General features: G+C 47.4%; 19 protein-coding genes and 1 pseudogene. 6 read left to right on the top strand and 14 right to left on the bottom strand.

Going from position 1 to position 21133, the window contains the following annotated elements:
* Window positions 1–27 precede the first annotated feature (27 nt).
* Window positions 28–969 carry a YheT family hydrolase gene (locus tag QEO93_RS06640; protein WP_044250104.1) on the bottom strand — a complete coding sequence of 314 codons (942 nt, stop codon included), beginning with the start codon at window positions 967–969 and terminating at the stop codon, window positions 28–30.
* 382 nt (window positions 970–1351) lie between these two features.
* Here QEO93_RS06640 and mgtE point away from each other — a divergent pair, with 382 nt between their 5' ends.
* From mgtE to QEO93_RS06625, 3 genes are all read left to right on the top strand, one after another.
* Window positions 1352–2782, top strand: a complete 1431-nt coding sequence (gene mgtE / locus QEO93_RS06635; protein ID WP_032136905.1) for a magnesium transporter — start codon at window positions 1352–1354, stop codon at window positions 2780–2782.
* 225 nt (window positions 2783–3007) lie between these two features.
* Complete coding sequence (locus tag QEO93_RS06630; protein ID WP_143445768.1) at window positions 3008–3535, top strand: Rossmann-fold NAD(P)-binding domain-containing protein; 528 nt, start codon at window positions 3008–3010, stop codon at window positions 3533–3535.
* Window positions 3529–3912: a hypothetical protein gene (locus QEO93_RS06625; protein WP_143445767.1), complete on the top strand. Its 384-nt coding sequence runs from the start codon at window positions 3529–3531 to the stop codon at window positions 3910–3912. Before QEO93_RS06630 ends, QEO93_RS06625 begins: the two co-directional genes overlap by 7 nt.
* Before the next feature lie 46 nt (window positions 3913–3958).
* Here QEO93_RS06625 and QEO93_RS06620 read toward each other — a convergent pair whose 3' ends face one another.
* The 4 genes from QEO93_RS06620 to dnaK form a co-directional block, all read right to left on the bottom strand.
* Window positions 3959–4243, bottom strand: a complete 285-nt coding sequence (locus QEO93_RS06620) for a DUF3817 domain-containing protein (RefSeq protein WP_032136908.1) — start codon at window positions 4241–4243, stop codon at window positions 3959–3961.
* 267 nt (window positions 4244–4510) lie between these two features.
* Window positions 4511–5323 carry a glycosyltransferase gene (locus QEO93_RS06615; protein ID WP_038303985.1) on the bottom strand — a complete coding sequence of 271 codons (813 nt, stop codon included), beginning with the start codon at window positions 5321–5323 and terminating at the stop codon, window positions 4511–4513.
* Window positions 5324–5362: 39 nt separating this feature from the next.
* Window positions 5363–6718 (bottom strand): UDP-N-acetylmuramate:L-alanyl-gamma-D-glutamyl-meso-diaminopimelate ligase, encoded by a 1356-nt coding sequence (gene mpl / locus QEO93_RS06610; protein WP_085815665.1) that lies wholly within the window; start codon window positions 6716–6718, stop codon window positions 5363–5365.
* A gap of 108 nt (window positions 6719–6826) precedes the next feature.
* Window positions 6827–8746: a molecular chaperone DnaK gene (dnaK, locus tag QEO93_RS06605; RefSeq protein ID WP_085815664.1), complete on the bottom strand. Its 1920-nt coding sequence runs from the start codon at window positions 8744–8746 to the stop codon at window positions 6827–6829.
* 454 nt (window positions 8747–9200) lie between these two features.
* Between dnaK and QEO93_RS06600 the strand changes: the two genes are divergently transcribed.
* Window positions 9201–10853 carry a multidrug ABC transporter permease/ATP-binding protein gene (locus QEO93_RS06600; RefSeq protein WP_032136911.1) on the top strand — a complete coding sequence of 551 codons (1653 nt, stop codon included), beginning with the start codon at window positions 9201–9203 and terminating at the stop codon, window positions 10851–10853.
* A 41-nt stretch (window positions 10854–10894) separates the two neighbouring features.
* Here QEO93_RS06600 and QEO93_RS06595 read toward each other — a convergent pair whose 3' ends face one another.
* Genes QEO93_RS06595 through glnE form a run of 3 tightly spaced genes read right to left on the bottom strand, consistent with a single transcriptional unit; the run spans window position 10895 to window position 14510 of the window.
* Entirely contained in the window at window positions 10895–11683 is a 789-nt protein-coding gene (locus QEO93_RS06595; protein WP_032136912.1) for a glycosyltransferase family 4 protein, read from the bottom strand.
* Window positions 11637–11804: a hypothetical protein gene (locus QEO93_RS06590; protein WP_081906890.1), complete on the bottom strand. Its 168-nt coding sequence runs from the start codon at window positions 11802–11804 to the stop codon at window positions 11637–11639. The genes QEO93_RS06595 and QEO93_RS06590 overlap by 47 nt, the downstream gene beginning before the upstream one ends.
* A gap of 18 nt (window positions 11805–11822) precedes the next feature.
* Window positions 11823–14510 carry a bifunctional [glutamate--ammonia ligase]-adenylyl-L-tyrosine phosphorylase/[glutamate--ammonia-ligase] adenylyltransferase gene (glnE, locus tag QEO93_RS06585; RefSeq protein WP_032136913.1) on the bottom strand — a complete coding sequence of 896 codons (2688 nt, stop codon included), beginning with the start codon at window positions 14508–14510 and terminating at the stop codon, window positions 11823–11825.
* Window positions 14511–14720: 210 nt separating this feature from the next.
* On the opposite strand from glnE, the gene QEO93_RS06580 reads away from it, so the two are divergent.
* The gene (locus tag QEO93_RS06580; protein ID WP_143445765.1) at window positions 14721–15281 is read left to right on the top strand and encodes a hypothetical protein; all 561 of its coding nucleotides are present in this window, start codon (window positions 14721–14723) and stop codon (window positions 15279–15281) included.
* A gap of 50 nt (window positions 15282–15331) precedes the next feature.
* Here QEO93_RS06580 and ubiT read toward each other — a convergent pair.
* The 6 genes and pseudogenes from ubiT to QEO93_RS06550 form a co-directional block, all read right to left on the bottom strand.
* Window positions 15332–15743, bottom strand: a pseudogene (ubiT, locus tag QEO93_RS06575) (ubiquinone anaerobic biosynthesis accessory factor UbiT).
* Between the two features lie 158 nt (window positions 15744–15901).
* Window positions 15902–16048 (bottom strand): hypothetical protein, encoded by a 147-nt coding sequence (locus QEO93_RS06570; RefSeq protein ID WP_157686278.1) that lies wholly within the window; start codon window positions 16046–16048, stop codon window positions 15902–15904.
* Between the two features lie 92 nt (window positions 16049–16140).
* A complete protein-coding gene (gene nrdD, locus QEO93_RS06565) occupies window positions 16141–17922 on the bottom strand; it encodes an anaerobic ribonucleoside-triphosphate reductase (protein ID WP_032136914.1) in 1782 nt (593 codons plus the stop codon).
* 102 nt (window positions 17923–18024) lie between these two features.
* Window positions 18025–18495: an anaerobic ribonucleoside-triphosphate reductase activating protein gene (nrdG, locus tag QEO93_RS06560; RefSeq protein WP_032136915.1), complete on the bottom strand. Its 471-nt coding sequence runs from the start codon at window positions 18493–18495 to the stop codon at window positions 18025–18027.
* A 395-nt stretch (window positions 18496–18890) separates the two neighbouring features.
* Window positions 18891–19340 carry a CopD family copper resistance protein gene (locus QEO93_RS06555; RefSeq protein ID WP_032136916.1) on the bottom strand — a complete coding sequence of 150 codons (450 nt, stop codon included), beginning with the start codon at window positions 19338–19340 and terminating at the stop codon, window positions 18891–18893.
* 357 nt (window positions 19341–19697) lie between these two features.
* Complete coding sequence (locus QEO93_RS06550) at window positions 19698–21002, bottom strand: replication-associated recombination protein A (protein ID WP_085815662.1); 1305 nt, start codon at window positions 21000–21002, stop codon at window positions 19698–19700.
* Here QEO93_RS06550 and QEO93_RS06545 point away from each other — a divergent pair.
* Window positions 21001–21129 carry a hypothetical protein gene (locus QEO93_RS06545; RefSeq protein WP_281251097.1) on the top strand — a complete coding sequence of 43 codons (129 nt, stop codon included), beginning with the start codon at window positions 21001–21003 and terminating at the stop codon, window positions 21127–21129. The two genes, QEO93_RS06550 and QEO93_RS06545, sit on opposite strands and share 2 nt — an antisense overlap.
* Window positions 21130–21133 lie beyond the last annotated feature (4 nt).

The raw sequence follows: 21133 nt of genomic DNA, 5'->3' as shown, positions 1-21133 counted from the left end.
AAGACAGTCGTTTTGACTGTCTTTTTTTCAGGCTGCTTGCTTTAAGAAAAACGATAAAACCGTTTCAGGCAGCCAACGCAAATTGCCGCGCCCTGAACCTGTTACAAAACCGACATGTCCGCCATGTTCAGGCTGCATTAACTGAACGCAGCCTGAAACATCTTGCATAGTCGGCAAAGACCACGCTGGCACAAATGGGTCGTTTTTGGCGTTAATCAGCAGCGTTGGCACGGCAATATCACGCAGATAGGGTTTGGCAGACGCGCGGCGATAGTAGTCTTCGCGGTCGGTGAAACCGTGCAAGGGGGCAGTATAAGTATTATCAAAATCGCCGAGTGATTTGATTTTGTGGTCGGCTGGTGGCACTTTTTTCAGCAGTGAGCTTAAAAAATATTGGGTGTAGAGCAAGCGCGGAATGCCTTGTTCCAACGCGTCGCCTGCGGCTTGTAAGTCAAACGGGGTGGAAATGGTAACGGCTGCTTTGGGCAAGGCTTTATCGCCCTGTTCGCCTAAATATTTGGCTAACACGTTGCCACCCATGGAAACGCCTGCTGCGTACAAAGTGGGATAGCGTTGTGCGAGCAAGTTCAAAGTGTGCGCGGCTTCGCGTGTGTCGCCACTGTGATAGGTGCGTTTGGATTTCACGCCACTGCAACTGCGAAAGTGGGCAACTACGCCGTTCCAGCCGAGTTCTTGTACGGCGTACATCAGTTCCACGGCGTAATGGCTGTGGCTGCTGCCTTCCAAACCGTGAAATAGCACAACGCAAGGCGCGTTTGGGTCGGCAGAATCAACAAAATCGTAAGCCACGTCGTCTTCGCCAAAACTGTCGGGCAGTAATTCGCGGCGATACATGGGGGTAGGGCGTTGCAGGGCTTTGGCGTAGAGAGTTTCGCGGTTGCCACCTGATAACCAGCGCGGTGGAATGGGGTCTTTGATTTGGTTGAATGGGGGAATGGTTGTGTTCATGGTTTGGTTACAAAAATAATCAGAAACAAGTGTAGGTCGGATTCTTGAATCCGACAATTCTTTAATCAAACTAATTTGTGCATAAAATTGAGGAATGTTGGATACAAGTATCCGACCTACGAATTAACTTAAAGTTGCGTGAAGTATACGCCGAAAACCCTCCCACGCAGCCTGAAAAACAAAGTTTGATATTTTTTAACAAAATACACCAAAACTGCCACCGTTCACATTCAAAGCGTGTAAAATACGCGCCGTTTTCAACTCTTTATAAACAGATTTCAAAATTATCATGGACGACCTCCCCAGTTGTAGCTTGTTCAAATTCCCACAAATCATCTAATCCTGCCTGAAAGCAACCCTGCACAGGCAGGCGGAGCTTTTCATGGAACATCAAACCGAAACCAATCACGATTCTGAACGCTTGGCTTCAGACATCGAGCATATTCACAAACTCGCCAGCCATTTGCTGCCGCACTACGCGCAAATTCAAGATGACAACACCCTAGCCGAACCCCACGCCAACGCCAATTTACAAATGCTGATTGGCATTTTGCATGAGCTGCACCCTGCCGACGTGGCAACCGTGCTGGAAAGTTTGCCGCCCAAAGAGCGCGTATTGGTGTGGAAACTCGCCATTCCAGAAGAAGACGGCGACGTTTTGCTGGAAGTGTCAGACGCAGTGCGCGAAAGCCTGATTGAGGCAATGAATAAAGAAGAGCTGGTTGCCGCCGTGGAAGACATGGACACGGACGACTTAGCTGAATTAGCAGACGCGCTGCCTGAAAACGTGGTTCACGAAGTACTGAAAGATTTGGACGAAGAAGAACGCGCCCAAGTCCAAGCCGTGATGTCGTATGAAGATAATCAAGTCGGCGCAGTGATGGATTTTGAGATTGTCAGCATTCGGGCGGACGTAACTTGTGAAGTCGTGTTGCGTTATCTGCGCCGCTTTGAAAGCCTGCCCGACCACACCGATAAAATTTTTGTGGTGGACGATAACGATATTCTGCAAGGCGTGTTGCCTATTCGCCGCTTGCTTGTTGCCGATATGGACGAACTGGTGGAAAACGTGATGTCCACAGACGTGGTGAAATTCCGCCCCGAAGAAGACGTGGAAGAAGCCGCCGCCGCGTTTGAGCGTTACGACTTGGTAACCGCGCCCGTGGTAGATGAAAACCGCAAGCTGATTGCTCGATTAACAGTCGATGAAATGGTGGACGTTATCCGCGAAGAAACCGAAGCGGATATGTTGAACATGGCAGGTTTGAAAGACGAAGAAGACCTGTTTGCGCCCGTGTGGGATTCCGTGAAAAACCGTTGGGTGTGGCTTGCTGTGAATTTGATGACGGCGTTTGTTGCCAGCCGCGTGATTGGCGCATTTTCTGATTCCATTTCGCAGATTGTCGCGCTTGCCGCATTAATGCCGATTGTGGCAGGGATTGGCGGCAATTCAGGCAACCAAACAATTACGATGATTGTCCGTGCCATGGCAAACGCGCAGATTTCCACACAGCAAGCCATGCGCTTATTGAAAAAAGAAATCGGCGTTGCGCTGGTAAATGGCTTGATTTGGGGCAGCGTGATGGGGCTGGTGTCGTTTTGGTTATACAAAAATATCGGCATTGGCTTGGTGATGGTTGCCGCGATGACGCTGAATTTGTTGCTCGCCGCCGTGTTGGGCGTGATGATTCCTGTAACCATGGAAAAACTGGGCAAAGACCCTGCGCTGGGTAGTTCTGTTTTGATTACAGCGGTAACGGATTCTGGCGGTTTTCTGATTTTCTTGAGTTTGGCGACTATGTTCCTGCTGTAATGTCAATGCGCCCTAATCGCAGCCTGAAAAATGATTTTTCAGGCTGCGATTTTATTTTGTGGTAAAAGCACACGTTAATTGTAAAAAAGCAGCCTGAAAATCTGTTATAGTGGATTAAATTTAGATTAGTACAGCGTTGCCAACTCCCTTATGTACTAGATGTACACGGTGGTCGTTGTCGCCTTGTCCTAATCTAAATTTAATCCACTATACCGCGAACAAGTGATGTCTAAATGCTCGTTTTCCATGCGGACACATTTTCCACCTGAAGGTGAACTTATCGTCAAACGCTGGGAGACGCAATCACTCAAAGGTAAAACGTTTGTGTTTTGGGGCGAAGGCGAATTAGGTGATGAAATCATGTTTGCCCAATTGGCGCACTTATTCAAGCAACATTTAGGCGTTAGCAAATTGATTGTGGTCGTGCAAAGCAAAAATGTCGCCTTGCTCAGCAGCCACCCCGATATTGATTTAGTGGTAGACGGCGCACAATGGAAACAAACGCTGCCTGAATGCGATTACTGGGAGTTTTTACACGGCTTGCTGGCACGATTTAATCAACCGTTTGAGCAGTTGCCCAAGCAATCCCCCTCTACCTGTTTGCCAGCGAACAGAAAAAAGCCGCAGCAGCCAAATATTTCCCATAAAATATCCACCGACCTTGCATCGGTTTTTCATGGAAAAGCCCAGAAGACACCGAAAGCGATGACATTCACTTTGTTCAAAAAATTGAAGAGCTTGAAGTATTGTTAGCCAGTATGCCACACGCACAATGGTATTTTTTGCAGGAAAACTTGAGCCATGAAGAGCGACTGCGGTTGAAAACGCATAAAGTGGTTCAGTTTGTCGATAATGTGGATTATGCGAACATCTCTGGTGTGATGGCGCAACTAGATTTTGTGGTCAGCACCGACACGCCCATTATCCACATAGCTGGCGCGATGGGGATTCCGTCGCTGGTGATGTTGTCTGGGCGGACTTATGATTGGCGTTGGGGGATTGTTGGGGAGACGAGTAATCCGTGGTATCCAAGCATTCACAATTTGTATGCGCCGCACACCATGGCAAGCTGGCAGGAAATTTTGACGAATGCAGGCAAAGCCATTCAGACAAAATTCTCATGTGCATAAACTGGTTTCAGGCTGCGTTTATATTTAAACGCAGCCTGAAAACTATTTACGCTTCCATTTTCTTGATTTTATGGTCAAACACAAACGTGCCAAACGGAACAATTGCCGCAAGCAAACCCAAAGCAAAAATCCCCAGCGACCACTTTTTCACATGGCAAGTAACCAGCAAAATCGCTAAGAAACTCAAAAACAAAATGCCGTGCGTCATGCCAGCGTAAAAAATGAATGAAGAATTGTTCAAAAAATAACGCACGGGAATGGCAACACCAAATAATCCCAAGCAAGAAATGCCTTCTAAAATGCTGGCAACATGTAACACTTTTGTACTCATATTATTCCTTAATATCGCAGCCTGAAAAAGTTTCAGACTGCATTCAAATGTAGGGGGGGCGTCTAGCGCACCGTTTTTCAAATAAAGCAAATTTTCAGGTAGCTTTTCAGCACCCGACAGAAATTTTTGCAATGGAGCATCGGTGGCTTGCCGACATATTTTCAAATAACAACTTTTGGTGCTATCCTAGTTATCTAGGACAGCACCTTGATTTTTCCTTTATTTTGAATGTTCAGGCTGCCTGAACATGGCGCGTATCGTTGCACTTTATTCGGGTCTGGTTAAGTGGATTAACTCAGGCGATAGGGTTATGCTTTTGTCGTAAATATCGCGTTGTTCATACATATGAACGTAATTGTTTGTGCCTGTTGCACCCAATGCGGATAAATCGCCACCATATCCTCCGCGTTTATACCATGCAAAAATTTGTCCGTTGTTGAGCAAAAAGGCGATATTTTTATACGGTAAATGTGGTGTTAAAGGGGTAAATAAACCCAAATGCACGCGCGTGTATTCCAAAAATCTGGCAACATTTCGTCCTAAACAAATAGGTCCCGTTGGAAATAAATGATTATAGCCATAGTATTCCTTGGCAACATTGGCACAAACATCATAAATCGTTTGCTCTAAAATAATATTATTGGGCGTGGAATAGATAATGGCGTTATTGCATGCAAATGATGTTGTGGACATATGCAGGGGTTCTGAAAAGGTGATGAAGTCCCAATTATCTACTTGTGCAGGAAACTGGTCTAGCATGGTTACGGAAATATCAAAATACCACCCACCTAAACGATACAGCAATAAATATCGCCCTAAATCTGCTTTATAGGCATAGGGTTTTAATTTATCAAATACTTTGAGCATTTCCGTGCCGTATTCTTGGTTAATAAAATCCCGCAGCATTTCTTTTGAATACACACGATGTTGCGATGGGTTCATGTTTTGGTAAACACTTTGCACGGTTTTTTGCAATCTTGGTGGTAAATGGTTTACGTTACCATCATAATCATCACTAATGTAAATTTGATTGATATTCATAGAATTACCTTGTTCTTGTTTTTTATTTTTCGTTTTCAGGCTGCCTGAATGTTTGGTGTGCAGGGCGCAATTTACGGTTTACTTCAATTTCGCCAACAGCTTATCGTGAATGCCACCAAATCCGCCGTTGGACATCACCAAAACATGATCGCCCGATTTTGCTTCCGCCGCAATCGCATTCACAAACTCATCAAAATCCTTGCCAACGTGCAATTTATCGCCCAACGGTGCAAGCGCGTCCGCCACGTCCCAATCCACACCGCCTGCGTAACAGAAAACTTGGTCGGCATCTTTCAGGCTGCCTGAAAGCGCGGTTTTCATCGTGCCGAGTTTCATCGTGTTGGAACGCGGCTCTAACACGGCGATAATTCGCGCCGCGCCCACTTTGTCGCGCAAACCTGCCACAGTCGTGGTAATCGCGGTGGGGTGATGCGCGAAATCATCGTAAACGGTTACGCCATTTGCCACGCCTTTGATTTCCATACGTCTTTTCACGTTTTTAAACGCGCTCAACGCTTCACAGGCAGCCTGAATGCTCACGCCAACGTGTCGCGCTGCCGCAATCACTGCCAGCGCGTTCATGCGATTGTGGTCGCCGAGTAATGCCCATGCGATGTGTCCCATTTTTTCACCTTGAAAATGCACGTCAAAACTGCCGTCTTGCTGCACGTTTTCAATGTGCCAATCGTTTGCGTCGCCGAAAAATTCCACAGGTGTCCAGCAGCCGCGTTCCAACACGTTTTTCAGGCTGCTTTCACGCCCATTTGCCACGATTAAGCCTTGATTTGGCACGGTGCGAACCAAGTGATGAAATTGCGTTTGAATAGCGTGTAAATCGGGGAAAATGTCGGCGTGGTCGTATTCCAAATTATTCAAAATCGCGGTGCGTGGGCGGTAGTGAACGAATTTGCTGCGTTTGTCGAAAAAGGCGGTGTCGTATTCGTCCGCTTCAATCACGAAAAACGCGCTGTCGGTTTGCGGCAAACGTGCCGACACGCTGAAATTTTGCGGTACGCCGCCAATCAAAAAGCCTGCGCCGTAACCTGCGTGTTCCAGCACCCACGCGAGCATAGAAGCGGTGGTGGTTTTGCCGTGTGTGCCAGCCACGCCCAGCACCCACATTTTGTGCAACACGTTTTCAGCCAGCCATTGCGGTCCTGATGTGTAGGGTAAATTTTTGTTTAAAATGCCTTCAATCACGTCCATGCCGCGCTTGGCGACGTTGCCAATCACATACATATCGGCTTTAAATTCATCAAGTTGTGCTGCGTCAAAGCCTTCATGCACGGTTACGCCCAATTCTTCTAATTGCGTACTCATCGGCGGATACATTTTCGCGTCGCAGCCTGTAACTTTGAAACCTGCTTCTTTTGCGATTCGTGCCAGTCCGCCCATAAATGTGCCGCCAATGCCGATGATGTGAATATGTTGCATGATGAAATCTCGTGTTCTTGAAAAATAGAAAGGTGTGAATTATAACGGATTTATGACAACAAAAAGCAGCCTGAAAACTTTTCAGGCTGCTTTTTCATTCAAACAAAATTATTTGTCGTCTTTCACTTCTTGGAATTCAGCGTCCACAATGTCGTCATCTTTTTTCGCTGAAGAACCTTGCGCTGCTTCGCCTTGTTGAGCTTCTTGTTGCGCTTGCGCGTACACCATTTCGCCCAATTTTTGGCTTACTTTGCCTAATTCTTCCACTTTAGAATTGATGGCTTCTTTGTCGTCGCCTTTCACAGCTTCTTCAACGTCTTTCAAAGCGGCTTCAATTTTTTCTTTTTCAGCAGCTTCTAATTTGTCGCCGTGTTCTTCCAAAGATTTTTTCACCGAGTGAACCAGAGCTTCTGCTTGGTTGCGGCTTTGCACCAATTCGTGCAATTTTTTATCTTCTTCCGCGTTGGCTTCTGCGTCTTTCACCATGCGTTCAATTTCTTCTTCGCTCAAACCAGAAGAACCTTGAATCGTGATGTTTGCCGCTTTGCCTGTGCCTTTGTCTTTCGCAGAAACGTGCAAGATACCGTTCGCGTCAATGTCAAAAGTGACTTCAATTTGTGGCATACCGCGTGGTGCAGGTGCGATGTCGCCCAAGTTGAATTGACCTAACGATTTGTTTGCTGAAGCGCGTTCGCGTTCGCCTTGCAACACATGAATGGTTACGGCTGGTTGATTGTCTTCCGCTGTGGAGAACACTTGCGATGCTTTGGTTGGAATCGTGGTGTTTTTCTGAATCAACTTGGTCATGATGCCGCCCATGGTTTCAATGCCCAAAGACAACGGCGTCACGTCCAACAACAACACGTCTGTGCGACCGCCGCCCAGCACTTCACCTTGAATCGCTGCGCCTACGGCAACGGCTTCATCAGGGTTCACGTCTTTGCGTGGTTCTTTGCCAAAGAAGTCTTTAACCGCTTCTTGTACTTTTGGCATACGCGTTTGACCGCCAACCAAAATCACATCGTCAATATCAGACGCGCTCAAACCAGCGTCTTTTAAGGCGATGCGGCAAGGCTCAATAGAGCGAGCAATCAAGTTTTCAACCAAAGATTCAAATTTCGCGCGTGTGATTTTCAACACCAAGTGTTTCGGGCCAGTCGCGTCCATTGTGATGTATGGCAAATTGATTTCGGTTTGCTGACCGCTAGACAATTCAATTTTGGCTTTTTCTGCGGCTTCTTTCACGCGCTGCATTGCCATTGGATCGTTTTTCAAATCAATGCCTTGTTCTTTTTTGAACTCGTCAATGATGAAATTGATGATGCGTTGGTCGAAGTCTTCGCCGCCCAAGAATGTGTCGCCGTTGGTTGCCAATACTTCAAACTGTTTGTCACCGTCCACGTCCGCGATTTCAATAATCGAAATATCAAACGTACCGCCGCCCAAGTCGTAAACAGCAATCTTGCGGTCACCGCCTTGTACTTTGTCCATACCAAACGCCAATGCTGCGGCAGTTGGCTCGTTGATGATACGTTTTACGTCCAAACCTGCAATGCGACCTGCGTCTTTAGTGGCTTGGCGTTGACTGTCGTTGAAGTATGCTGGAACGGTTACAACGGCTTCGGTTACTTTTTCGCCCAAGTATGCTTCAGCCGCTTCTTTCATTTTACGCAATACTTCTGCAGAAATTTGTGGTGGAGACAATTCTTTGCCTTGTGCTTTTACCCAAGCGTCGCCGTTTGAAGATTTAATAATCTCAAATGGCATGGTTTCAATGTCGCGTTGAACTTCTTTGTCTTCAAATTTGTGACCAATCAAGCGTTTTGCTGCGTAGATGGTGTTTTTTGCGTTGGTAACAGCTTGACGTTTCGCAGGTGCGCCAACCAATGTTTCGTTTTCTGTGTACGCTACGATTGATGGGGTGGTGCGTGCGCCTTCTGCGTTTTCAATCACTTTGATTGTGCCGTTTTCAGAAATCGCTACGCATGAGTTGGTTGTACCTAAGTCAATACCAATTACTTTTGCCATAATGTTTTTACTCCTGTGAAAATCACATTAAATTTCAGATGTTGAATATATGGGGCGTGGGGCTTGGTTTTTCAAGTTTGAATTTTTAGGCTGCGTTTGATACATCATGAAATTTCGTAGAGTGCGCCCTGCGTACCCTACAATTTTTCAGTGTATTCAAATGCAGCCTGAAAACGATAGTGCTTTAAATTCGAAATTAGGACAAGGCGACAACGACCGCCGTGTACGAATAGTACATAAGGGAGTTGGCAACACTGTACTAATTAGAAGTTAAAGCACTATCACAAGCCGCGTTCCGATGTTCGCTAAATAAGGCGCGTTAAAATGATTTTCAAGGGTTACTTTACATATTTTTTCAGGCAGCCTGAAAATGCTTTGTTCCTTATCATGCCTAACTTATTCTTTTTGCGATACAATTGCCCATTTTTCAGGCAGTCTGAACACATTAAAAAACATGGATATTATCAAAATCATTTTTCAACAACACCGTTTCGCCTTTTGGCAAATGTTTGCGCTCACCCTGTTTTCGGGCGCGATGGGGATTGGCACACTTTCGTATATCAACAATCATTTGCTGCGCGAAGAAAACCTAAACAGCGGCGGCATTGGGCAATTTTTAATTTTAGTTGCTGTGTATTTCATCGTCTCAAGCATGGCGCAAATTCAGTTGGCACGGCTGGGGCAAAACTTTATTTACGATATTCAAGTGCAATTTGTAAAACGCATTATGGACAGCCACAACGCGCAAATTCAGTTGATTGGCAAACCCAAAATTCTCGCCAGTTTGGGCAGCGACATTCGCAGCATTTCATTTGCATTTACACGGCTTCCTGAATTGGTGCAAGGCGCGTTGTTTACCTTAGCTTGCAGCCTGTATTTAATGGTTTTGTCGTTCAAATTATTTATCGTGATTGCGCTGATGATGGGCTTGATGATTGCAGGCACAAATTTTGTCGTGAAACGCCATTACGCCAGCTTTCGCACCATGCGCCACGCCGAAGACGAAGTGCAACGCCATTATGAAACCGTGTTGGACGGACACAAAGAACTGACGCTGAACCGTTTTCGCGCCGAGCGTTTTTTCAACGAAGAATTTATGCCACAAGCCAAAGTCCGCCGCAACGCGCACATTCATGCCGATAGTTACCACGCGATTGCGGTGAACTGGGGCAATAGCGTGATGTTGGCGGCGGTGGGCGTGATTTTTTATCTGTCCATTCAACACGATTGGGCCAGCCTAAGCGACGCGGCAACGATTAGCATGACCGTGCTGTTTATGCGCGGGCCACTCACGTCTGCGATTGGCGCGTTCCCAGCGATTACGCAAAGCCAAATTGGTCTGCAAGCCTTGCAAGCCTTGGGTTTGGACGAATATCGCCCACAGTTTCGCCAAAGTTTCAGGCTGCCTGAAAATTGGCAAACCATTCGTTTGGAGAACATCACTTACGCGCACCCAGAGCAGGGCGGACAAATTTTCGCGTTGCAGCCTGTAAACTTAACGCTGAAACGCGGCGAAACGGTGTTTCTGATTGGCGGTAACGGTTCGGGCAAATCCACATTGTCTATGGTGTTGGCAGGTTTATACACACCCACTTCAGGCAAAATTTTTGTGGACGATGTGGAAATCACAGACGCGAACCGTGAAGCGTATCGCCAATTATTTGCCAGTGTGTTCACTGATTTTCATATTTTTGAGCAACTGATTGATGGCATGGGGATTGATGTTGCCGATGAACAAATCGCGCAATGGTTGAGCCATTTGCAACTGAGCGAGAAAGTGAAAATTGAGAAAAAACGCATTCTGAACAGCAAATTATCGCAAGGGCAACGCAAACGTTTGGGCTTGTTGATAGCCGCACTGGAAAACCGCAGCATGATGATTTTGGACGAATGGGCGGCAGACCAAGACCCACAATTTCGCCGCGTATTTTATGAGCAACTGTTGCCGTTGTTGAAAGAGAGTGGTTACACCGTGTTTGCGATTAGCCATGATGATAAATATTTTCATCATGCGGAACGGATTGTGTCGATGAAGCTGGGGGAATTGAGCGAATTTGATGCGGAAGCGGCGAAAGTGGTCGCGGAAGAGCATAGTCGCGCAGCCTGAAACAAAAAGCAGCCTGAAAGTGGTTTTCAGGCTGCTTTTTTTCAGGCTGTGATTTCGTTTTGCAAAATCTGCATGAAATTTTGTGAGAATTGCTCAATCGTTAATTCTTGCTCAAATATTTTGCGTGCATTGCGACCGATTTTCGCGGCGGTTTCTCGGTTTTCATACGCCCAGAGCATTTGTGTTGCCAGAGATTGGGCATTTTCTGTTTCATGCAGCAAGCAGCTTTCGCCATGCGTGAACATGTCAGCAATGCCTACGTTTTGGTTCAAAATAATCGGTTTACTGAGCATGGCAGCTTCTGTGCAAACCAGCGAAAACGATTCATCTCTTGAACTGCTCACAATAATGTCTGATTGTGTCATCAAGTTCAGTGCTGCTTCATGTGTGAGATGACCAAGATACTGAAGTTGTGGGTAAGTCTGAGCCGTTTGAATAATGCGTTCAAAATAGTCAGGCAAAAACAGCATGGGTTCCCCAGCAATGAAAAACTGACATTGCTCGCGCATGTTTTCAGGCAGCAAAGCAATGGCGTTGCAAAAAATATCTGTCCCTTTATACGGAGCCAGTGTGCCAATCCATGCAAATTTGAACGCTGCTGATGGATTTTCAGGCTGCCTGAAAAGTTGTGAGGTGTCAGGAATGCCATTTTTTAAAATGGTGCTTTGCAAGCCTTGGGGCAAAAAAGACTGAGCGTAACGGCTCACTGTCAAAATATGAACTTTGGACTGTAATAATGGAATATCGATTGTGCTGGGTAGGTGCTCCAAGATGCCTTGCGATTCATGCAGCCACCAGATGATTTTTGCAGACAAATTTGCTTGCGCCATCTTGCGTCGAAAGAATAACCACTTCCCAGCCTGCTTGCCGAATGGCTAAAGCTGCGTTAAACAGCATGCGCGGCGCACCCGTTAGCGATAATTCATGTGAAATCAACAAAATTTTCTTCATAATATTCCTTTCTATTTTTCAGGCTGCCTGAAAACGCACTTCTTCTCCAAACACCTGTTCCCAAAGCATTTTCACATTCTCATAATGCCCAAGCAACACATCATCAACCTCCGCCCGTTTCCAATCACGTAAATTCTTATTATGCTGAATCTGCCGATAATAACGATACGCCGCCGCGCAACGCTCCGCCAAATTCACATCAATCAAACCACGCCGCGCCGCCATACCCAATAGCGCAATATTCCCATAATTTTCAATCAGTTTCGGCTCACGCCCACTTTCCGCCAACACCAAATACTGCACAATAAATTCCACGTCCACCACACCCCCACGCGCATATTTCACATTCTCATTCACAGGCGCGTGCGTCGGGAACATCTTTTCACGCATCTCAATAATATCCTGTTTTAACTGAACTTTATCTCGTGGCATCGTCAAAATCTCACGGCGAATCCGCTCAAAAGCCGCTCCCACCGCCGCATCACCACACACAAACCGCGCTCGCGTCAAAGCCTGATGCTCCCACGTCCACGCCTGCTCACGCTGATACTTCTCAAACGCCGCCAAACTGTGCGCCAAAAAACCCGCGTCCCCATTTGGGCGCAAACGCAAATCCACATCATACAAAGTCCCAGCTCCCGTGCCGCCTGAAAGCCAAGTCGTCAAACGGCGCGACAATTTCGCATAAATATCAGATGCTTCCGCAAAATCATCATCATACAAATACACCAAATCCAAATCACTCGCATAGCCCAACTCCTTACCGCCCAACTTCCCATAAGCCACAATCGCAAATTTCGGTGCGTCCAAATGTCGCTTCGGCACACTCAGCCAAGCGTGCGTAAGTGTCTGTTCCAAAATTAAATCCGCCAAACGCGACAGCTCATCACTCAACGCCTCTACCGTCCAATTTCCAGCCAAATCCTGCACCGTCAAACGAAAAACCTGCGCGTGCTGAAAACGGCGCAACACGTCCATTTTCGCCTCCGTATCCTCGCCACACGCTTTCAGGCTGCCTGAAAGTTCCCCCGATAAGCCTTGCCAATCAAGTGGTTGGCGTAATTGCGCCGACAAAAGCTCGTCCAACAAAATCGGGTGCCGCCGCAAATAATCCGCCAACCACGCGCTTTGCGACATCAAATCCGCCACTTGTTGCAATGCTTGCGGATACTCATTCAAAAACGCCAAATACGCAGAACGGCGGCTAATGCTTTCCAAAAAATCCAATAATCTCAACAACGTATCATCAGCATTTTCACATTTCGCCGCAGCCTCCAACAAACGCGGCACAACCGCATCAAAACGCGGCTGAGCGTGTGCCGACAACTGCCGATATTTAGATGATTGTTTTAATTGAACTAATCGTTGAATCAACACCTCATTGTCCACATAATTCAATTTAGACAATTTATCCGTAGTTGCTTCCATATTTTCAGGCAGCCACAACCAAATGTCTGAAAATTCATGCGCCGTGTCCAATTCCGCTTCTTCCGTTCCCAAAACATCGCTAAATATTTGATGAACAAATGCTCTATGCGCTTTCAGGCAGCCTGAAAAATCTGTCCAATTCGCAAAACCCATACTTTCCGCCAACAAATTTTGCTGCGATTCATTTTCAGGCAGCATTTGCGTTTGCTGGTCGTCCCAATACTGCAAACGGTGTTCCACATCACGCAAAAAGCAATATGCATTCAATAATTTATCTGCAATTTCTGTATCTAAAATGCCCAATTCCGCCAATTTCAATAGCGTTTCCTGTGTCCCTTTGAGCTGCAACGCACGATTTTGACCGCCACGAATCATCTGAAAAATCTGCGCGATAAATTCCACTTCCCGAATACCGCCCGCCCCTAATTTCACATTGTCCGCCATGCCACGCTTTTGGACTTCTTGTCTAATTTGACGGTGCAAATCGCGCATCGCATCATAAGCGTTATAATCCAAATACTTACGGAAAACAAACGGACGAATCAGGCTGCGAATATCGTTCGCAAACGGCGTTACCACGCGCCCCTTGCACCACGCATACCGCTCCCACTCGCGCCCTTGCGTAATCAAATATTGCTCCAAAGCCGCCTCACTGCACACCAACGCGCCACTGTCGCCGTCAGGTCGCAACCGCATATCAACACGGAAAACCTGCCCGTCCGCCGTAATTTCATCAAGTAAACCAATGAGTTTTTGCCCGACTTTGGTAAAAAATTCCTGATTCGTGCGCTCACGTTTGCCGTTGGTGTCGCCGTTTTCGGGGTAGATGAAAATCAAATCAATATCGGACGACACATTCAGCTCAAAACCGCCAGCCTTGCCCATGGCGACAACGCTCAAATGCTGTGGCTCTTGCGTGAAATATCCAATCGGTGTGCCGTACATATCTGTATAGTATTGATAACTAAAAGAAAGTACAGTGTTAATCGCGAAATCGGCAAATTCGGTAATCGTGCGCGTAACTTCGGCGAGATTGGATACGCGGCACAGGTCGCGTGTGATGATGTGTGCCATCACGTGTCGGCGTAAAATGCGTAATTGTTTGGCTAATTCTTCTTCGTTTTCATCAGCTTGGAGTTGCTGCCAGTCGGTGTAATCGGCAAAATCTTGCGGCATGAGTGGGCGCGTGAGCCAGTCAGACAGTTTGTCTAAATTTAGGCGGTTATTGTCTAATTGGCGGGCGAGCCATGGGGAATATTTGGCGGCGGTGTTGAGCATGGTTGGCTTTCGGTTGGGAGAATGGGAGAATTATACGGTTTTCAGGCTGCTTTTTCGTTATAATGCTTTTATTTTTAATCATTTTATTGGGTGTGGCAAATGGCTTTGGATTTTGCGACTGATGTGGAATTGCATTCGTTTCATTGGACAAATTTTAATCGTGAGGTATTGGCGGCGCACAAGCGGGTAATGTAGCATTTTAATTTGAATGTGCAGTATACGGAGGCGAATGTCCCTCATGGGGAGTGGCTAGACTGGGTGATGGGGCGTGCGCGGTGTAAAATTGTGGGGATTATTGAGCCTGATTTGATTCCGTTAAGTCGTCAGATTGTGTTGAACTCGATTAACTTGGCTTATCAGATGAATTCTTTTGTGGGCTGTGCGCAAGTGTCTAATCATATTCCGCCTGCGGCTCATATTTTTGCTTCGCCTGCGTTTTTCTTTATTTCTACGGATTGTTATCAGCGCATGGGCAAGCCGTCTTTTTTAGAGACGGGATGTGCTGATGTGGCGGAAGAGGTGTCTTATCGAGCGGAGGAAATGGGTATTCATTATCGTACACTTTTCCCGACGCATTTTGAGCGTGAACCTTTGGAGGGTATCTGGCGATTGTCGTCTTATGGTTATTATGGGATTGGGACGGTGTTTGGGAATCAGGTCTACCATTTGTTTCAAAGCCGCTATGATACGAATGCGGATTTGTTTATTCAGCGTTGTGATGATGTGGTGAATAATCGGTTTAGTATGGAGGGGTTTAGACCTTCTATTTAATTGCAGCCTGAAAAATAAACGGGCGATTTTTAAGTCGTCCGTTTTTGTTTTCAGGCTGCTTGTTTTTTGAATGGGTTTAGTTTATCCCATTCTACGCAATTTAATAAATTTTTGGTAATCAAGCCGAGTTCGGTGTCGCCTTCGATTTGTAATTTGCGGTTGAAAAATAGGGTGTCTGGGTCTTCTTCGCGGGTCATCATACGCATGAAATCGACACTATTGGCAGCCAAGCGTAAATCGGGGGGGGGGGCTGAAATCTTGTGTGATGAATTTTTGTTCGTTGGTGGTGAAGTGGATTTTGATGCCTGCGTCGAGTACGTCAATTTCAAAGGTGCGCCCTGCAAATAGGGTCATGTCGGCTGGAAGGAGTTCGCGCTCGAGTAGGGTGTTTAGGGCGAAGACAAGGGCGTAGCGTGGAGGGTGGGTAGGTGGCGGTTGATGTTGGCGAGAAATTCGGGGAATTTGAAATTGGGGAGGGTCATGGGGATTATCCTTATATTTGTGTTTTTAATTGTAGGGCGGAGTTTATCCACTGTTTTGGTGGGTTGAACCCACCCTGCAATGGTTGTGCTTCACGGCGCGAAAGAGTGGGTGTGGCGGCGATACGCCACGTTCAATCTTTAAAATTTAACGCGTTGGTCAGCGTGGAGCTTGTCTAGGGTAAGTTTGGTCAAAATTTGCAATTCTTCGCGGTGGACAATGCCTTGCGCGGTGCGCGGAAGGAAGTGTCTTCTGATGGAACGGCAGTTAAATAATAATACAGCCAACCTTCTGGGATTTCAGGCAGCCTGAAATGGTGCGATTGTCGGATTCAAGAATCCGACCTACGGCTGTTATTTTCAGGCAGCCTGCAATTTATTTACGCCGCTTCACGATGATAATGCCGCAATGCGTGTTCTTTCCTGCGCCCTTCGCTGAATGCGGACACGCGTTTCAAATAGCCAATCACGCGCGTACCGTAATCAATATCGGGTGAACCGCATTGGCTGCAAGCGTGCAAGGTGCGTTTGTCGATGTGATTACATTCGTTGCAAATCGTGATTTTGACGTTGGTGCAGAAATAGTTGCAGCCTGTTTTGGCGGCGATGTCGAGCAAGGCGCGGAAACCTGCGGTGTTGAGTGCTTCGTCCAAATTCAAATGCAACGCTGAACCGCCGTCTAGCCAGTCAATCAATTCGCGTCCGTGCAGCAGGAATTTGTCCAGCGCGTTGGTTTTGTCGTCTTCTACAACGTAAAAATACGAGTTGTAGCAATCGCGTGGCACGAAATAGCCGTCTGCTTTGTCCCATTTGGCGTTTTTCACGCCCAAGTTTTCGGCTGGGACAAATTCGGTGTTGAATTTCACGCCGTATTTGGCGGTGGCGGCTTTGTTGGCTTCAAAAATAATTTTTAGGCGAGATTGAACAAATTCAATGTATTCAGGGGTATAGGCAGCCTGAATGCCCTGTGATTCGGCGGCTTCTACCATGCCGTTAATGCCAATCGTCAAAAATTGTTTGTCTAATGTGATGAAACCTGCATCGTAAACGGGCAACATTCCTGCGGTTTGGTATTCTTCCATTAATTTGCGGTAGGCGTATTGGTATTGGTGGATTTTGCCGACTTCGGTGACTAAATCGCGTCCGTCTTGCATTAGGCGGTTCATGTTAATCGTGATGACGTTGATTGAGCCTGTCGCCACGCCACCTGCGCCGAGTGAGTAGGAAAAGGTGCGGTCTTCAATTTGGTTACGCAATCGGCAGCAAGATGCGAGTGAGTCGGGGTTGTCGGATTGGTACACAAAAAATGAATTGCCTGTGGCGAGTTCTTGCGCCATTTGGTTGGCAAATTCGTTGTCTTTGCATTTGCCGTTATCGGTCAGCATGGCGGCAGTTACGACTGGGAACGTTAGCACGGCTTTGGTGCGTTCTTGGTTGAACCATTGCAGGAAGAAGTTTTGTAAACGCGATACGCTTTCCCAAACGGGTTTCGTGAAATCGGGGAAGACGAAATCGCCAAACATGGCTTCAAAATAGTAGCGGTCGTACAGGGAAATATTCCAAAACACACTTTGGTAGCCACGCGCGGCGGCGGGCTGGTTGATGCTGTAAACGACTTGTTGCAATGCGCTTTCAATTTCGCGGCGGTGGGTGTTGAGATAATTGTCGCCGAAGTCTTTGCGTGCGAAATAGTCGAAATAGGCAATAAATTCTACTGTGGCAACTGCGCCTGCAAATTGTGCGCTGATGGCAAACACGAAGTTGATGAACGAGCCACAGAATGATGATAAATGCTGTGGTGCGCGTGATTCACCACCGAGTTTGGTTAAACCATCTCGCAAAAATGGGTACATGGTTACGGATACGCAGTAGGGTTTCAGGCTGGTTTCGTCGTGGACGTAGATTTCGTGCGCTTCAATTTGGCGGACGTATTCACGCGCTAATTCTGCACCGAAAAGCTCGGTAATTTTGCGCGATACTTGGGCGCGGTTGATTTGGACGAGTACGTCTTTGAGCAATTCACTTTCCATGGTGGCAATGTTTTTTTGGGTAACATTGGCGTTTGCGTCCATGGTTGAGCCGTCTGCTGCGTTGTGGGCAGCCATGTAGTGGTCGATAAATGCGATTTTTGATTGGATTTGTTCGGGATACAGCCGAAGCATGATGATTCTCCAAATGGTGGGTGGGGGGAAATGTAGGTCAGGCTGGTAGCCCGACAAATTCGCTGGTGTTTCAAATTGTCGGGTTGCCAACCCGACCTACGATTAACTCTTGCGAAACAAATGCGTTAAATCCGCGTCTGTTCGCAAATCAACAAATTTCTGATTGGTGGTTGCGCTATCCAAACCGCCGTTTTCAGGCTGCCAACGTCCTGTTTTCAGAAACGTCAATTCAAGCAGCAATTCGGGCGGCAACTCTTCGCGTTCATAGCCAGTGTATAAACACGTCAGCAAACCAAATTCTTCCCGCGCAATTTTCAGCAGCACAAGCAACGTTTCAGGCTGCCATTCGCCGCCCATAAACAACACGCAAGTGAGCAAACCGCGATATTGCCGCAAGCGCGAGCGCAAATAATTCGCCGATAATTCATCGCCACGATTGGGTTTCCACGAATCTGCGCTGTGGCAACCCACGCACCGCATAGGGCAGCCTGAAACCAAAAAAGCGAGTGAAACTTCATTCGGCACTTCCTGCCAAACGATTTCTTCGCGCGTGAAAAATAGGGGGTTATTCATAGGGTAGCAATATTAAATTAATAAAATCTACCAATTAAATAGGGTAAAAAATTTCCCTATCGCTCTAAAAGCGTAGGGCGTTTGGCGTGAAAAAGTGGTGTTAGTTTATGCCCGACTGGGTTTGTTTTGTTTGATTTAAATTAAGTTTTGAACATTCATTTTGCTTGTATTTTGTAAGTGTCGGAAAATATTTATAGTTGATTAAAATGAAAATGAGACAAGGCGACAACGCCTGCCGTGTGCGCGTGGCATATAAGGGCGTTGGCAACACAGTATCATTGAAATTTTAATCAACTATTTAAAACTTGTTTTCAGGCTGCGTGATAATAAAAAAGCAGCCTGAAAACAATGATTTAATTTTCAGGCTGCGTGAATTTTCTTGTGTTTGCAAGGGCTTAGAACGAAACGTAAAACATGGTTTTGGCGAGCAAGACGATGCAAATCATTTGGGTGAATACGGCGGCATGAATGTATTTTGACCATGCGGCGGATAGGGTGTGGGTTTTCATTTTGTAAACGGCAATTAGGAAGTGGCACAAAATACTGAAGGCGAACAGGATTTTGAGGGTGAGTTGCAAGGCGAATGCGCTGGCGAAGGGGTGTTGCAGAATGTCCCAGTAGCGGTGCACCATGGTTAAGCCTGATAAAAATACGCCTGCGACTACCCATGGCATGACGCGGACGGCGCGATAGGAAAGGGCGCGTTCCACTTCGCGGCGTGCTTCGCGATTGACGCGCTTGGTGTGCATGACGCTGAGAACAAATGCTTCAAAAAATACGCCGCCGACAAAGGTGATGGCGCAGAATAGGTGAATGATGTGGGCTAGGGGGTAGAGTTGGGACATGGGGTTTCCTTTTTTCGGGTTTCAGGCTGCGGTTGGTTGGGTATTTTAGCGGTTATTTTTGCAGCCTGAAAATTTTGTGAAATCGTTATTTTGGTGGGGACAAGGTCATAGGTATCCACATAAATCTTACGGTGGAACGTCGGCGGCTCGCCGACATTTGTTGAGATTTTGGGATTTGTTGGATACGAGTATCCAACCTACTGGCTGGTTTTGCAGCCTGAAAAATAGGTTTATTTTGGTAGGTCGATTTTCTAAGCTAGCTTTTTATTTTCAGGCTGCAAAATGGAGTGTTTCACGAATTTGAAGCGTGGGTGTGGCGGCGCAACGCCACGTTCTTTCCATTTGGCAAAATGGGTTTCAGGCTACATCATCATCTAATTGTTTGAGCCATTTGAGTTTTTCGCTAATTTTGATTTCTAAGCCGCGTGGCACGGGTTGGTAGAAATCGGGTTCTTCTAGGTTATCGGGCATGTAGGTTTCGCCTGCTGCGTAGGCGTGGGGTTCATCGTGGGCGTAGCGGTAGTCGCGTCCGTAGCCGAGTTCTTTCATGAGCTTGGTGGGGGCGTTGCAGAGGTGGACTGGGACGGGTTCGCTGCTGTGGGCGCAGACGTATTGGCGCATTTGATTGTAGGCGGTGTAGCCTGCGTTGGATTTGGCTGCACTGGCGAGATATAACACGGCTTGGGCGAGGGCAAGTTCGCCTTCGGGGCTGCCGAGCCGCTCGTATGTGGTGGCTGCGTCGTTGGCGATTTGGAGGGCGCGTGGGTCGGCTAGTCCGATGTCTTCCCATGCCATGCGGACGATTCTTCGGGCGAGATAGCGTGGGTCTGCGCCGCTGTCTAGCATTCGGCAAAACCAGTATAGGGCGGCGTTGGGGTGTGAGCCGCGAACGGATTTGTGTAGGGCGGAGATTTGGTTGTAAAACTGTTCGCCGCCTTTGTCGAATCGGCGCAGTTGGCTGCCGAGTGTTTGGGCGACGAGTTCGCTGGTTATTTGGGTGATGTGTTGGGTGTGGGCGGCGCGTAGGATTTGTTCTAGGGTGTTGAGAAAGCGTCGCGCGTCGCCGTCTGCGTGTTGGATAATGAGCTGTTGGGCTTCGGTGTCTAGGCTGGTGTTGGCGTTTTCAGGCAGCCTGAAAACTTTGTCGCTGAGTTGGGCGAGGGCTTGGGGGTTGAGTGGGTTGAGTGTGTACACTTGGGCGCGTGAGAGCAGGGCGGAGTTGACTTCAAATGATGGGTTTTCGGTGGTCGCGCCGATGAATGTGATTAAGCCGCTTTCTACGTGGGGGAGGAATGCGTCTTGTTGGGCTTTGTTGAAGCGGTGGACTTCATCGACAAATAGGATTGTGCGTTGTCCGTTTTGCCATGCTATTTGGGCTTTGGCGATGGCTTCGCGGATGTCTTTCACGCCTGAAAATACGGCGGAGAGGGGCAGAAATTGGGCGTTGAAGCCTTGTGCGACTATGCGGGCGAGGGTGGTTTTGCCGATACCTGCGCTGCCCCATAAAATCATGGAGTGGGGTTCACCGCTGGCTAGGGCGATGGATAGGGGTTTGCCTTTGCCTGTGAGGTGTTCTTGCCCGAGGACTTCGGCTAGGGTTTTGGGGCGTAGGCGTTCGGCTAGGGGGGCGGTGGGGGGGTGGGTGAATAGGTCGTTTTGCATGGGGGGCTTTGGTTGGTTTAAACGCAGCCTGAAAATGGGGTTTCAGGCTGCGTGTGTGTCGGGCATGAATGTACCGACCTACATACTGAAGATTTTGGTGCGTGGGGCGCACCTTATGGGTTGCTGAATTT

It is taken from the genome of Kingella negevensis (genome assembly GCF_030177895.1).
Lineage (GTDB): Bacteria > Pseudomonadota > Gammaproteobacteria > Burkholderiales > Neisseriaceae > Kingella_C > Kingella_C negevensis.
The sequence above is the reverse complement of the archived record's forward strand: the minus strand, read 5'-3'. Positions and strand labels throughout refer to the sequence as shown.